Source organism: Sellimonas catena, assembly GCF_027924685.1.
Taxonomy (GTDB): domain Bacteria; phylum Bacillota; class Clostridia; order Lachnospirales; family Lachnospiraceae; genus Sellimonas; species Sellimonas catena.
In genome coordinates this window covers 95,158-110,614 of record NZ_BSBO01000002.1, presented here as the reverse complement: position 1 = coordinate 110,614, position 15,457 = coordinate 95,158, and the positions used below count along the sequence as shown (strand labels likewise).

The 15,457-nt window shown below is 42.3% G+C and carries 4 protein-coding genes; all 4 read right to left on the bottom strand.

Going from position 1 to position 15,457, the window contains the following annotated elements:
• Positions 1-57 precede the first annotated feature (57 nt).
• The 4 genes from Selli1_RS18750 to Selli1_RS01755 all read right to left on the bottom strand — a co-directional run bounded on the left by Selli1_RS18750 (position 58) and on the right by Selli1_RS01755 (position 15,426).
• Positions 58-7,740, bottom strand: coding sequence for a helicase-like domain-containing protein (locus Selli1_RS18750; protein WP_281872161.1), 7,683 nt, complete (start codon positions 7,738-7,740; stop codon positions 58-60).
• A gap of 68 nt (positions 7,741-7,808) precedes the next feature.
• Positions 7,809-8,897, bottom strand: a complete 1,089-nt coding sequence (locus Selli1_RS01765; protein ID WP_118018855.1) for a DUF5688 family protein — start codon at positions 8,895-8,897, stop codon at positions 7,809-7,811.
• A 6-nt stretch (positions 8,898-8,903) separates the two neighbouring features.
• Positions 8,904-9,044 (bottom strand): hypothetical protein, encoded by a 141-nt coding sequence (locus Selli1_RS01760; RefSeq protein ID WP_166460071.1) that lies wholly within the window; start codon positions 9,042-9,044, stop codon positions 8,904-8,906.
• 88 nt (positions 9,045-9,132) lie between these two features.
• Positions 9,133-15,426 (bottom strand): SpaA isopeptide-forming pilin-related protein, encoded by a 6,294-nt coding sequence (locus tag Selli1_RS01755; protein ID WP_281872160.1) that lies wholly within the window; start codon positions 15,424-15,426, stop codon positions 9,133-9,135.
• Between the last annotated feature and the right edge of the window lie 31 nt (positions 15,427-15,457).

The window sequence follows — 15,457 nt, the reverse complement described above, 5'->3', positions numbered from 1 at the left end:
AAATGGCATAACAGGCAGAACCTTCTTCTACCAAATTATGCCATCTTTCCTGTTTATTTATTCCAGACCGAAGTCCCGTTTTCTGTTTTCCTTGCCAGTTTCACTTTCCCGCTGACTCTTTTCTTTATAAATCTGCAGTTTTTCATGGATAGAACCACGTGTCGGTCTTTCTTCTTTCTCATCTGATTCAGACACCTCTGTTTCTGCATCTTCCCGTTCATCCATATTGAGCAATGCATTTAATTCTGACAGTCGCTCCAGTTTCTGGTTCAACTCCTCTTCTTTTGGAAATAGCTTTCCAACCTCTTCTTTTGCATTTGCAAGCTGTTCATATACTGTTTCCAGTCTTTGTTGTGCTTCTGAAAGCTTCTCCGGATAACTGTCCAACAGATTGTTGATACGAGTAATATTTCCAAGTGCATCTGCTCCAAGATGAACTTTCGAGACAGCCTCATGTTTGACAGATAGAATAAATTCTTTACTCCATCCATCAAACTGAATCCTCATATTGAATCCCTGATAGTTTCCGATATCCATCGCAGCATCTACAGTTTTAATATCTTTACATACCGCCAGAAGTGCTGCTCCTGCCTCTTTCTTTTCTGTGAACACTTTGCCACCAATCTCCATAGTAAACAGCTCTGGATCTGTGCTTTTATGCTCAGAATAATGAGCGATATCTGCCTTGTAGCTGTCAATGATTTCTGTCAGTTTTGCAATCTGTTGTGGAAAATTCCTTGCAATATCATCTTCCAGGCGGTACTGGTTATTCATGTGGTTGGCTTTTAAAAGCTTTAATTTTGCCACATCAACATCCAATGCCATCTTCTCTTTTACTGCTGGATTTCCGGTTGCAAGAGCTTTGACCTCTGCATAGGAAAGTGCCGCTTCGTCCACATCTTCACAGCTTCGCACAGGTGCTTTACTGGTCATAATCTGAGAAATGAATTTCTGCTTGTTCTCAATCAACTGCCACATGTAGCTGTCAAATGTGGATTCTGTTACATATCGGAAGATATGAACCTTTTTATTATGATTTCCCTGGCGGATAATACGCCCTTCTCTCTGTTCCAAGTCAGATGGTTTCCAACCAATATCCAGATGATGCAACGCAATCAGACGATCCTGCACATTGGTCCCGGCACCCATCTTTGCTGTTGAGCCAATCAAAAAACGAACCTGCCCGGATTTCACTTTTCCAAACAGCTCCGTCTTCTTTGCTTCTGTATTTGCATCATGAATAAAAGCAATCTCTTTTTCCGGCACTCCTTTTTCCATCAGTTTCCGTTTCAGGTCATCGTAGACATTAAAACTGCCATCGCCTTTCGGTGTGCTCAAGTCACAGAAAATCAATTGTGCAGATTTCTGTGCTGCTGTGTCTTTCCAGATCTCATAGCTTTTCTCTGCACAAACTGATATTTTGCTTTCCGGATTGTCTGGCAATAATTCGTTCACCAAACGCTGATCCAAAGCTAATTTTCTTCCATCATTGGTGATTTTCAGCATATTATCAACCGAGGCATCTACCCCTCCGTTTCTGACAACTTCTGCACGTTCCCCCAGACTTTCTACGATTTCTTTCTGCTGTTCCGTTGGTTTCAGCACCACTGTTTCATATTCTGCTTCCGGCACAGGAAGTTTTAACTGATCGGAAGTCTTGATATCTGCAATCTCCTTAAACATATTCATCAGTTCCGGAATATTATAAAACCGTGCAAATCTTGATTTTGCACGATAACCTGTTCCTTCCGGTGAAAGCTCAATGCTGGTGACTACCTCGCCAAAGGTGGAGGCCCAGGAATCAAACAATCCAAGTCCCATATTTTGCAATTTACTGTTCTGCAGATACCGTTGCATAACATACAATTCCGTCATACTATTGCTGATCGGTGTGCCCGTAGCAAAGGTAATGCCTTTCCCTCCGGTAATCTCGTCCAGATACTGACATTTATTGAACATATCCGCCGACTTCTGTGCTTCATTCTGTGCAATTCCGGCTACATTTCTCATTTTTGTATAAAGAAATGCGTTTTTATAACTGTGTGCTTCATCTACATATAAATGATCCACTCCCAGTTCTTCAAACGTAACTACCTGATCTTTTTTCTCTTTCTGATTCAGTTTCTCCAGCCTTGTCTGCAATGTTTTTCTTGTCTTTTCAATCTGTTTGACGGTATAACGTCCACCATCCTGTTCATACCTTGCACTCTGGATTGCCATTTCCAGATCATCAATCTGCCTCTGAAGCATGGCTTCCTGTTTCTCATCAGAGATTGGAATACGCTCAAACTGGGAATGACCAATAATAACAGCATCGTAATTTCCCATAGCGATTCTGGCACAGAACTTCTTTCGATTTGCCGGTTCAAAATCCTTTTTCGTTGCTACCAGAATGTTCGCCCCTGGATATAGCTGCAGGAACTCAGCTCCCCACTGCTCTGTCAGATGGTTCGGAACTACAAAAAGATTTTTCTGAGATAATCCCAGACGTTTGCTCTCCATTGCCGCCGCTACCATTTCATAGGTCTTCCCAGCACCTACCACATGAGCAAGAAGCACATTATCACCATATAGCTGATGTGCGACTGCATTTTTCTGATGCGGTCGAAGTTCTATTTCCGGATTCATCCCTGGGAAAGTCAGATGACTTCCATCGTATTCACGGGGGCGGATACTATTGAAACGTTCATTGTACACGCTTACCAGCCTTTCTCTCCTCTGCTGATCCTTAAAAATCCAATCTTGGAATGCAGCCTTCAAGGCATCCTGCTTTTGTGATGCCAACATAGTTTCTTTTTTATTCAAAACTCGCACTTCATCCCCATTGTCATTTACAACTTTATCATAGATTCTAACATCTTTTAGATTCAAGGTTTCTTCCAAAATCCGGTAGGCATTTGCTCTCTCCGTTCCATACGTTGCATAGGCAAACGCATTTCTTGGACTGTCGGCGTTCTTTCCTGTAATCCTCCACTCACCATTTACCTCAGAGAATTTTACCTGTATTTCCTTCTGTGCAAGATACCTCGGCGTATGAAGCAGTTCCACCATAAAATCCTGATAATCCGAAGGTTCAATCCAGGTGGCTCCAATACGCACTTCAATCTCCGACGCTTCCAGATCTCTTGGCTGAACTGCCTCCAATGCACGCACATTCGGTGTGAATTCCGGATGATTCTCTGCAAAAGTTCTCGCTGTATTTAATTTATCTCTGACGTTTCCAGACAGATATTCATCTCCGCTTTCCCACTGGTCTGTCAGTGGATTTTTGAAGATAACTCCAACCAGCTCTTCTGTGATTTTCTCTTCGGTCTTTCCGGTCAACTGTGCCATATATGGGAGATCTACTTTAGCCTTTTCATTTAGGGACAAAGCAAGTGCTTCTGTGGCTGTCTCCACACTTGTCACAGCGACCGCCTTTTTAATAGTTCGTTTGGTGAACATGTCTGCTTTCCGCTTCAATGTTCCATCTTCATTCAAGTCTTCCAGGGAACACAGCAGACAATAAGAAGAGTCATCAGAAAATGCACGTTTGTTAGCATTACTTCCAATAACTCCATACTTTGCTGTGTAGGTATCATACACCTGATTCAGTTTTTTCTGCTGTTTCTGGATTTCTTCGTCTGTGACAAATTCTTCCATCTGCATGGCGATCAGTTCACGAACGGTATCACGGATTGCAACCATGCCTTTTACACGTTCTGCAGTGGCTGCGGGCATTTTCACCTGATTCATCAAAGAATTGACACGGTAATACACCTGATCATCTACCACTGTATAGCTGTAATTTCGAACATTCGGATCTGCCGGAATACTCTCTGGCATCTCATCCAGTTCTGCCTCTATATCTACTGCCGCTACCATGCTTCCCTTGATGTGTTTTACAGCTTCTTGTAACTGTAATTCCAGATCAGCTCCTTCCATTGGAGCACAGGTTGTTTCCATACCATACGGACCGGACACTTCTTTCATCTCACCAAGAATCAATCCCGGATGCTGAACAAAATACTTGTTAATGGTAATCCCATTTGCATCACTCTCCAAATTCACCCAGTCTGGCATCTCTTTTGTGAAACTCTCACGCTTCTGGAAAAACAAAATATCAGCACTGACTTCTGTTCCTGCATTTGCCTTAAAAGCTGTGTTCGGCAGTCGGATTGCCCCCAGCAGGTCTGCACGCTCTGCCAAATATTTCCGGACTTCCGGTGATGCCTTGTCCATAGTTCCCTTTGTTGTGATCAACGCAGCTACACCACCTGGACGTAACTGATCTATAGTCTTGGCAAGAAAGTAATCATGAATCATAAAATTGTAGCGGTCATATTGACGGTCATTGACCTTATATGCACCGAATGGCACATTTCCGATTGTCACGTCAAAGAAATCATTGGGATAATCCGTCTTCTCAAAGCCTTTGATCTGGATATTGGCATCTGGATAGAGAAGTTTAGCAATTCTGCCACTGATGCTGTCCAGTTCCACTCCATAGAGTTTGGACTGGTTTAGATTCTCTGGAAGCTTTCCAAAGAAGTTCCCGACTCCCATAGATGGCTCCAGGATATTTCCCTTTGTAAATCCCAGATTCTCCAACACCTGATACATACTTTCAATCACAATCGGCTGTGTATAATGAGCATTTAATGTGGAAGCTCTGGCTGCAGCATATTCTTCCGGTGTAAGGACGGTCTTTAATTCCAGATATTCTGTCTCCCATGCAGATTTTGTCTCATCAAATGCATCTGCAAGACCTCCCCAGCCGACGTACCTGGATAAGATTTCCTGTTCCTCTGGTGTCGCATTGCGGTTCTCATCCTCACATTTTTTTAACAGCTGAATAGCCATAATATTGGCTCGGAATTTCTCCTTCGGTGTTCCCTGTCCAAGTTCATCATCTGTGATATGGAAGTTCGTTGCTGGAATCAGTTCTGCTATTCCGTTAATCTCTTCCAATGATTCTTTTTCTTCCGATACCTCAACTTCTCCCGACAGTTCTTTTTCTTTTTTATCATAATCTGTCCACACACGTTTAGAAATAGCAGTAAAATAGGAAGACTCTTCCTCCATGATTTCTTCCTTGATTTCCCGTAATTTATCTAAGGTATCCGCATTTACAGTTTTGTTGTGATAATGATAATAAAGTACTTCTTGTCCGAGTTTTACATCCAGACGTTCCAATTCTTGTGTTGACATTCGATTCCAAATATCATCTTTTTCCGTATGAATCGTGAAACCTTCTCCATCATCATGATATTCTAATGTGTATTGAAGTCGATTCGCTTCTCCCTTAACTTTGCAATCAAAATCGTGGATTTTTGTTCTGGTACCAGACATATATTCTGAATCAACTAATCGCAAATCAGTTATATCTTCCGCTGTCAAAGTATCCTGCTCCAGCTGTTCTCCTAACATCTGCTGTGCTTCTTCCAAATCTGCCAGTCTTTGTGCTTCCTGTCGTTCTTCGTACTTTTCCATTTCTTCCGGTGACAAATAATCATCTGTGCGGATTAACTGGCGAACACGTTCTGCAACCTTGTTCCACTTTAATAAAACTTCTACCTCTGGACTGCCAATTTTCCCTTTTGCAAGTTTTAATCCTTTTGCATCATGGGATGCGTCGGAAGCATCTGCTCCTGGTATTCCGGGTGAGGAACCACCTGTTCCATACTCATTTTTCAGGAACTCAGCTGCATCTTTCATATCATGATGTTCCATGAAATACTCATAGATTCGGTTACGTCCTCCTGCAGTAATGCCGCCTCTTCTTAACACTGCGTCAATTTCATCCTGTGTGATAAAGGATAGTGCCGGACGTTCGACCGTAAATTTCTGGTCTACCCAGGAACGCTCCCTCTGAAGATCCTGAAAGCGTTGGAAATATTCCGGATTATGCTGAATCTCCCAGCGGTGATAATCTCCCGGATTCTCATCCATATATTTCTGTAGCCATTCAAAACGATAGACAATCGCATCTGCTTCCTCTTGATCTGTCCATGCTCCACTCACTACATCCTGCCAGTCTGAATATGATTGTTTCTTTTCCCAGTTTCTGCAAGTATCCCGAAAATGAAGTGCAAGAAGATTGGTCATTTCTTCCTGCTCCTGTTCAATGGCATTATTGGAAATCAAATTATCCACGTAATTTCCATCCTCATACATATCCCGAATTCTGTTCGCTGCTTCTTCCCACGTAACCATGCGGTCAAAGTTTCTTCTGGCAGAGTCCCCTCGCCGGATACGGATACCATCATTGTCATACCAGATACTGATTTTCCGACCATCTATGGTAAATCCTTTGCCACCAGTTCCATATTCATCTTTCAGAAAACTCCGCATTTCTTCATTATCCAGACCTTCAATCAGTCTTGCTGTAATATGAAACAGTGTATTTTTCTGTCCGCTTCCCGTGCGGAGAATATCATTTACCACTTCATCGGAAATAAGAAAAGCGGCTGGCTGTTCCAATGCAGCTGCCGCTTTCCTTATTTCTCCTAACTGTTCCTCTTCTGTTGGGAACAGACTTAACTGTAAATAATCTCCTGAATCACCAGCTCCTCTGCCTGTGCCTTGATCTGGTTCATGTGTCTGGTCCATGCCATCCCGTCTGCCATTTTGTCCGGTGCCGGATCTTTCTCCAGAAGTTCGTTCATCAGGTCGTCTACTCTCTGTCTTGCCTGGCTGTCGATCTCCATCAGATGACTGTCCAGACGGTTCTGCAGTGTCAGAATGTTGAACCTGGCTACCTTGTGATTTCTCAGATACTCTTTCCGCATCATTCCGTACTTGCCGATGGTTCCTCTCGTCTCTTCCAGGCTGATATCTGGAATCTGATACTCTCCGTTCTGGCTGTAACTGATCTCTCTCATAGTCTGTTTCCTCCTTTTTTTCTTCTTTATCTTCTGTGTTATCTGTATTACTTTCACGAATTAACGTGTTAAATTCATTATAAGCTACTTCTTTTTCTTTTGCAACCGTTTTCAGGTCATTTTCCAGATCATTCAGAACATATCGTCCAATCTGCATCAGAACTGGTCTGCTGATCTCGTTGACTGCACTTCCCAGATGTCCTAATACTTTCAGCTGATTGAAGTCCGTAATATGCCGAAAATCCTCTGCATCCAGATATTCCTGTACATCCAGTCCACACCGCTTTAGTAATACATACCAGACACTATTGGTCATCAGTTCCCGGAATTCTACTTCCTGATTCTGTTCGTCCAGTTCTTCCAAAAATGTCCCTGTCACATCCAGTCTCAGTTCTTCCAATGCATCTGGAAGCCATTCCTGCATACTCTCCTTCGCTGCCTGATGCAGACTTTCAGCAAGTCCTCCTTCTGTATCTTCCAGTGATAACTGCTCCTGCAGATAATCTGCCACCAGATGTTCTCCTTCTACTGGAAGATTCCATAACTGAGGATCCTTTCCAAGATTCCGCACTTTATAAGTGTCCTGCACATCAAATACATACCGAAGTTTTGTTTTCGGTCCGGAAGTGTTGTCAATCAAGGCAATCCCCTTGGATCCCTTTTTGATCCAGCGGTACATCTTCTGATTCCATATTTCCATGGATGCTACGGCAGTTGCTTCCGGTCGCTGTGCATAAATTAAAAGCTGTTCTGGAAAAGTGTATTTGTACAATCTGGATGCAGTGTTTAGGAATCGCATCCATTCCTGCGGACTGGCAGCTACATCTTTTGCCACCTCTTCCGTCAGCTGTTCCATTGCATATAATTTATTTGCCATGCGCTACTCCTTTTCATAAAATCAGGGACTGCTTAGCACAGTCCCCTTAAAATCATCGTTGTTACTCTTTATAATGCTGTGGCAAGCTCTTTTGACTTATTCTTTGGCACTTTGTCTCCCTCTTTTGCCTTGATTTCTGCCTTAGCTTTCTCCAGTCTTCCATGGATTCCACCTTTTACTTCCGCTTTTTCGGCTGCTTTTTCTTTCTCCAAACGAGCTTCCCTACGCTCAGCATTTTCCATAACTGCCGTTTTCCCATCACAAAACTGAACTTTATCGGAAAGCTGCTCCTGTCTCTCCACCTTTGTCTCATTGACTTCCTGTACCATCGCATTTAATTCCGGAACCTGAAAAATGCCGTTATCAGGAAGAATCAGCACTTCATGAATGGAAGATGGGATGACAAAGTAATCACTTCCCAGGCATTCCCCAATCTGTTTACGAATATCTTCCTGCAGTAACAGGGAAGCTCCATTCATCTTAGCTTTGTTTGTCAGACAGAACATTGGGTTTTCCATGGCTTCCATATCCATTTTTTCATTCAGCAGGTTTTCTGGTTCTTCACCAAAAATCATAGATTTGATAATCTCATTCATATCCATAAGTGTGACACCACGTTTTCGGTCTGCCACCATCGCATCCGCTTGAATCTGTTCGGCAGATACTCCCCACTCGTTCATCAGAGAAACAGTTACCGGAATACTGCTGATCCCTTCTCCATTTTCCTCCAGATTTACTGCATAATAAGCTGCAAAATCTCCGTGTTCTGTGACTACTTTATCTGCAAGAAGATCGGTATTCCATTCCTTATCACAAATTCTCATCTGTAATTTGTCCTTCATCTTTTCATAATCCAGAATATCCGTAACTCCCATATCAAAAAATTCTGCTTTTCCCTGTGCCTCAATACGCATATCAGCCACATCGCCAACACAAGAGTCTACATCTTTTCCATGGATATATTCCTGGTAGAGGGAATCCAGATAGACTGTCGGTACGATTCTCTGATCTCCGTTTGGAATCGTAATACCTGTCAACTTCAACCCGTTGTTTTTTTCTACTTCCTGCAGTTTAATTTCTGCGTCCTTGTAAGACTCTGGCAGATACTCCTTTACATTGTCTTTGACATATTCATAAAATTCTTTTCTGTTCATCATACGCTTTTACCCCTTTCTGATCATGTGATGGTTCATTCTTTTTCTGCTGATCATCTGCTCGGCTTTCTTCTGATAAGCCATCATTCTCTTTAAAGTTTTCTCCTGGTTTTTTCGTGCTTCCTGTCTTTTTTCCATTGCTTTCATCATAGTTTTCTATTCCTTTCTGTGATTTTTTTGTATGAAAAAGGGAGCCTCACATAGAAGCTCCCAATCATAACCATTGATTTTGGTTTCCTTATTTGCTTTTCCTTTTTCTGCTGATATAAAGTCCTGCCATACCTCCTGTGGAAGTTACAAGAAGTAGGATCGGCAGCCAGATATTCGTGCTGTCACCTGTTTTCGGTGCATTTGATATCTTTGTCTCTTCATGGGACTGTGGTGTATCCGGTGTGTTCGGTGTTTCTGGAACTTCCGGTTTCTCGTTTGTCAGATTGAAAGTGACTTCCACGACCGGTGTACTGTCATCTGCATAGGCAAACGTCACTTCATGCTTGCTCTGATCCAGTGTGTATCCGTCCAGTGTCTTTGTTTCCACCAGATAATACTTGATCGCCGCATCATATTTGCCGTTCTTAAATGTGGCAATCTCATACAGCTTACTTTCCGCATGACCTGCAGCATCTGTCTTTAAGGTTTCCAGAACTTTTCCCTTACTGTCACGGAGTTCAAATTCTACCCCTTTCAGTGGTTCTCCTGACGATTTATCTGTCTTATTGAGAATCACTTTTCCCTTGGCAGTATCATCTTTCATAGCCACTTTCTGGATTTCTCCGGTGTCTTTCACCTCAAACGTCACATCGGCTGTCAGAAGATATCCTTTCGGTGCCTGCTCTTCACGTAAGGTATATTTACCGATTGGCAGTTTTTCGATATAGTGTGCTTCCTCTGTGGAAGTCCAGCTCTCTACTACCTGATCATCCTTATCGAGAATCGTCAGTTTCGCACCCGGAATCTCAGTTTCTCCTGTGATATCCGTCTTACTGATCTCTACTTTTGTCACATCATCTTTCATATCATGCTTCTGAACCTCTGCTGTATTCTCTACTGTAAAGGTAATACTTTCTGCAGTAACATATCCATCTGCCGGTTTTGTCTCTGTCATGGTGTATTTCTTACCAACAACCAGTTCTTTGATCACATGGGATTCTTCCGTAGAAGTCCATTCATCTACTGTATTGCCATCTGAATCCGTTACTTTCAGGTGTGCACCTGGAAGTTCTTTACCTGTTGTCAGGTCTGTTTTGGACAACTCCACTGTGGTTGGCTGATTTTCAAAAGTAAAGTCGTAGCTTACTTCTGCCTGGTCTTCTCCGGCATATTCAAAGGTAAACTCCTGTACTTCATCTGTTGTAACAAATCCGTCCGGTGCAAAGATCTCTTTCACATAGTATTTTCCGTCTATCGGAAGATCTGCCGTAAAAGTAATCTGTCCTTTTTCATCCGTTACTCGCTGCTCGATCAGACTTTCCTTCTCAAGGAGTACCTCACCCTTTGCATTTTTGATATCTTCACTGGTATAAAGACCGAAGACACCACCTGCAAGAACACGTTCTGTATCTTTTTCTTTCTTCAGAACCGTAACCTTTACTTTCTGACGGGCATTCTGCCATTTCTCATCATAAGTGATAACTGGTGTATCCTGATCACGATAGGAAAGGTCAACATATCTCGGCTCTTTGTCCAGCACATAACCATGGGCTGTTTTTACTTCCTTCACATAGTACTTGCCAGCCGGGAGATCTCCCATCTGTGCAATACCATTAGAATCTGTGGTAATGGTTCCCACTTTTTCATCTGCTTTAAAATAATCTTCGCTGACACCATCTGCCGCTTTGATATCTTCCGCAGCAAATACATCGAAAGTTACATCTGTAAGACTTCCAGTTACATATTCAAAGAGATGCTTCACAGTACCTTTTACATTGTCCAGAAGTGTCACTTTATCCAAAAACTCTCCATTTTTGTTGATGATCAGAAGTCCTGTCGGTACTTCATCTTTCATCTCTACTTTCTGAATCTCTTCGGTATCTTCCAGCGTGAACTTCACATCCATTGCTTTCAGATAACCATAAGGTGCCATTTCCTCACGAAGAGTGTATTCCTCACCAACTGTCAGTCGTTTGATCACATGTGGCTGATCTTTTACAGAAGTCCACTGATCCACAACATTTCCTTCTTTATCAAGAACGGTGAGTTTTGCCCCATCCAGTTCCACACCTGTTGTTACATCAGATTTCGTAATTTCTACTGTTGTTGGCTGGTTCTTTTTCACTGTTTTCAGTTTTACTGTCTTCACATCCTGTCCCTGGTAAGAAGCATTCAGATTCAGAACTTCATCAGAGGACACAAATCCAGCCGGTGCTTTTAACTCTTTCACATAATACTGTCCAAGTGGCAGATCCAGCGTACATACTGCAAGACCATTATTATCAGAGGTCATTTCCTGTAAGAGTGTGTCTACTTTCACGATTACTTTTCCATCTGCCTTGATATCCGCTTTGTTATAGATACCAAAGACAGCTCCTGCTACGGTTGCACCATTTTCTGCATCCTGTTTTTCTACCTGAATCGCAACTTTCTGTCGGTCATCGCCAACAGTCACTTCTTGTTCAATCACCGGTGTATCCTGATTGGCATAGACAAATGCGACTTCTGATCTGTCATGGTTCAGGACAAATCCTTCCGGTGCAGTCTCTTCTACCACATAGTAAGAACCAAGCGGCAGGTTATCAGCAACTGCTTTTCCGTCTTCCCCAGTCGTTACCGTTGTTACCAGTGCATCTTTTGCATAGATCAGCTGTCTGTTTCTGTTTTCATCTTTCTGGTAATCCGGTGTATAAATATTTTCAGCTGCATAGACATTAAATTCTGCACCCTTCAGGTATCTTTCTTCATAAACAAAATCCTTCTTGAATCCGGTCAGCATCTCACCTTTTTTATAGATCGTCAGCTTTCCTTTTACCGGATGGTTCTCGTAATCTACCGTAATAATGGCATCTCCGCTTTCAGAATCCATCTGGTATGCTGTGTTTGCATCCACTGCAATCTCTACATAATTCTTGTTGATTGTGTACCCTTCCGGTGCGTTGACTTCCTCAATCCGGTAATGTCCGATCTTCAGATTCTTCGGCATGATCAGATACCCCTGACTGTCCGTAAAATAGGACTTATGGGTTGTTGTCACTGGGTAAGTTGTTACCTGTTCCACATACTTTTTATTATCCAGGTCATATACCTTAAATTCTGTTCCTGCAATCAGGACGGATTTCTTTGTTTCATCGTCTTTTTTCACGATTTTCAGTTTTGCCTTAAACTCTTCATCCAGAAGCACTCGCCAGATCTGTGGCTCATTTGGATGATGCTCTGTGATATTCACTTCAAAATCATCAACTGGCTTGTAATTGTGCGGTGTTGTTGTCTCACGCACGATATAGCTTCCAAATGATAATGGAATACTGCAGGCATAACCTTTTTCATCTGTGAAAATCTCAGTTGCTCCATTTTCTCCACTCACTACAGGTTTTGCAGAATCAAAGTCGTAGCTTCCATCTGCTTTCTTTGTAAGGGAAGATTTCAGATAAACTGTGAATCCCGCTCCGGATAACAGATCTGCATCGGTCTTTCCATTGTTGGCTGCTTTGATGATCTGAAATGGCTGCTTGATGACCTGCTCACTGGAAGTGCACTCTCTTTTTACTTCTGCTGTCATATCTCCTTCATAACTACACGTAAGATCATGCTCTTCTGTATCTGCCAGGTATCCGGTCGGCGGTGTAATCTCTTTGATATAATATTTGCCAAGATACAAGCCATTTACAGAAGCCTGTCCTTTGTCATCTGTTGTAAGAGAAGCTACCTGTTCTCCTGCTTTATAAATAGTTCCGGTTGCTCCGTCCGGATGCACGATATCTTCACGGGCATACAGTCCATAAACTGCACTTTTCAATGTGGCATCTCCCTGCGGTACTGCTTTTCCTGTCTCTTTATCCACTTTATAAAGATTGATCTTTGCTGTCACACGGTCATTGCTGAAAGTATGGGCAAAAGATACGGTTGCTTCTTTATCATTAGTGTAAGAAAACTTGAACGTATACACATCTTCTGTATTTCTTACATAGCCTTCCGGTGCCTGATCTTCTTTTACAGAATAGGAGTATCCAATCGGCAGGTCTGCTGTGAATTTGGCAGTTCCGTCTGCACCAGTAGTTGCTTTCTCAATCAGCGTTCCTTTTTTCACAACAACGGTTCCGTCTGCATTTCTGATATCATCGGATGCATACAGAGCAAAAATACCGCCTTTCAGTGGTTTCTTGGTGTCTTTATCCTGTTTTACTACGGAAACATCTGCTTTCTGTCTCTCGTTGTTAAAAGTCACATCTGCAAATACAACTTCTTTATTCTGACCAGCATAAGTTAGAGTCACTGACTTTTCTTCACTGCCGTTATAGAAATTGTCCGGTGCTTTTGCTTCTTTTACCACATAGGTTCCAAGATGCAGGTTTTTCAGTGTGACAGAACCATTCTCACCTGTTGTCAGGTTCTCTTTTACCAGATCACCTTTGCTGTACACTTTTGTGCCATAAGCAGTTACGATATCCGCTCCGGCATACACGTTATATACTGCATTTTTCTGTCTGCGGTTTTCATACTGAAATACCGTTCCATTTTCACTGACATCTGCTCTGGTAAGAACCTGTCCTTCTTTATAAATGGTAAGCTCTGCCAGCTGTTCCTTATTTTCCACGGTTACCGATGATGTCTTACTTGCTACCAGTTTTACATTTGTTGCCGTTGCATTTACTACATATCCCTGTGGCGCTGTGATCTCTTTCAGATAAACGGTATCCTGTGTCTTGATGATTGTAACAGAGGATTTTCCATTCTTATCTGTTGCCGGCATCTGAGTGATCAGCTTTGTACATGCCTCATCGCTGTATATACCGAATACTGCACCAGAAAGATTGACATCCGCTGTATCGTCTTTCTTTACGATTTCGATCGTAGCCTGTTCAATCCAGGACACTTTTAAGCTTACATATTTTTCATCAGCAACACCTTCTCCAAACACAAATGCCAGATCCTGAACACTTGCATTCGTAGTCAGTTTATATGCTGAATAATCTTTTGTAATACTTCCCTTCATTTTTGCAGAAAAAGTAGCACTTACATCTTTTGTCTGTGTCAGAGGCGCTGAAAGATAAAACGTGGTTCCTCCTCCAATTGTTACGCTTGCACCTGCCGCACTTACATTTCCAGTAGATACATTATGGAGCTTTACTCCTTTTGGTAAGTCCATGGTAATTTTCTGCTGGGAAGATGCGTTGAACTTAATGTTCTCCGTTCTCTGAACATTTCCATCTACATAAGCCTTTACACTCGGCTTTGAAAATGACATCGCTACATCTGGTATTTCTGGCTTATTCACACAATAATTATAGAGTTCTTTTGCCAAAGCCTCTCCTGTAGCATTGGTTCCGTAAAAAGCATCACTGCTTCCATTGGCATACGATGCAGCCATGTGAATAATGATGAATCTTTTTCCTTCTGAAAAATCCGTGTGTTTATTCGCAAAAAAGCTTTCGCTTCCTGCGGCATCTGTACCGTAATAACACACTTTTGCTAACGCCTGATTGTCTCCAATCTTTGTGATTGTATAATTTCCAGATCCAGGTCCTGGCTTAGCAGGCTGTACACAATACGCAACTGCTCTGACGCTTCCGTAGCTGATATAGTACGGCTCTGTCAGATAGGTTCCAAGATTATAATCTGCATATCTATACAGTGGTCCTTTTTCAATTGTTACCTGCTGTGTACTTCTTGCTGAATAAGCCGAAACTGCTTCAAATGTTGCAATCTCTCCCTCTTCCATAGCTTCAAGATCCACGCCTTCTTCTCCTGCCTGTTCCAAAACATCATGAAGCTCTAACCCTGATTCTTCATCATAGGTATCCTGATTCTGTGCCTGCTCTACTAAATCATCAAATTCATCAGCGTCAATATCGGTAATCTCCGAGTCTGTTTCTGAATCCTCCGCTTCCTCTGTCTGCTGTTCACTGCCAGCTGTTTCGGATTCGGTCATTGCTTCACTCCCAGACGCCTCTTTCTGCGCTTCTGTTTCTTTCTCACGCACAATCAGTTTTCGGCTGATCTGGTACTTCGGATGCTCCTGATTTACCGGTTCCACATAATAGACCGCTTTGTAAGTGTCCGCATGATCTGTCGTAAAATCCTCATTCTTATCATTCTTTGCTTCCTCAAATGTGACTTTAACCTTGTTATCATCCTTGATTTCCAGTCCGGTATAATCTGATTTCACATTAAATACACTGCCTGTTTCGATTTCATAATCTTTGGCAGTCACCACCTCATCTTCATCCAGAAGGTCTTTCACTTCCTCATAAAGTGGAGGTTTCTCCTCTGGCTGGATCTCCGCTGCATATGCCGTCATCGGAGATAGCACTGTACTAAGCATTGTCATGCCTGCCAGCAAGCCAGATACTACTTTTCTAAAATTACCTTTTTTCTTCATGCTAAGGTCCTCTCTTTCATATATTTGTATT

Coding starts and splice junctions, on each gene's coding strand:
- Selli1_RS18750 (WP_281872161.1), bottom strand. CDS start 7,740: ATGGCAAATAAATTATATGCAATGGAACAGCTGACGGAAGAGGTGGCA.
- Selli1_RS01765 (WP_118018855.1), bottom strand. CDS start 8,897: ATGATGAACAGAAAAGAATTTTATGAATATGTCAAAGACAATGTAAAG.
- Selli1_RS01760 (WP_166460071.1), bottom strand. CDS start 9,044: ATGATGAAAGCAATGGAAAAAAGACAGGAAGCACGAAAAAACCAGGAG.
- Selli1_RS01755 (WP_281872160.1), bottom strand. CDS start 15,426: ATGAAGAAAAAAGGTAATTTTAGAAAAGTAGTATCTGGCTTGCTGGCA.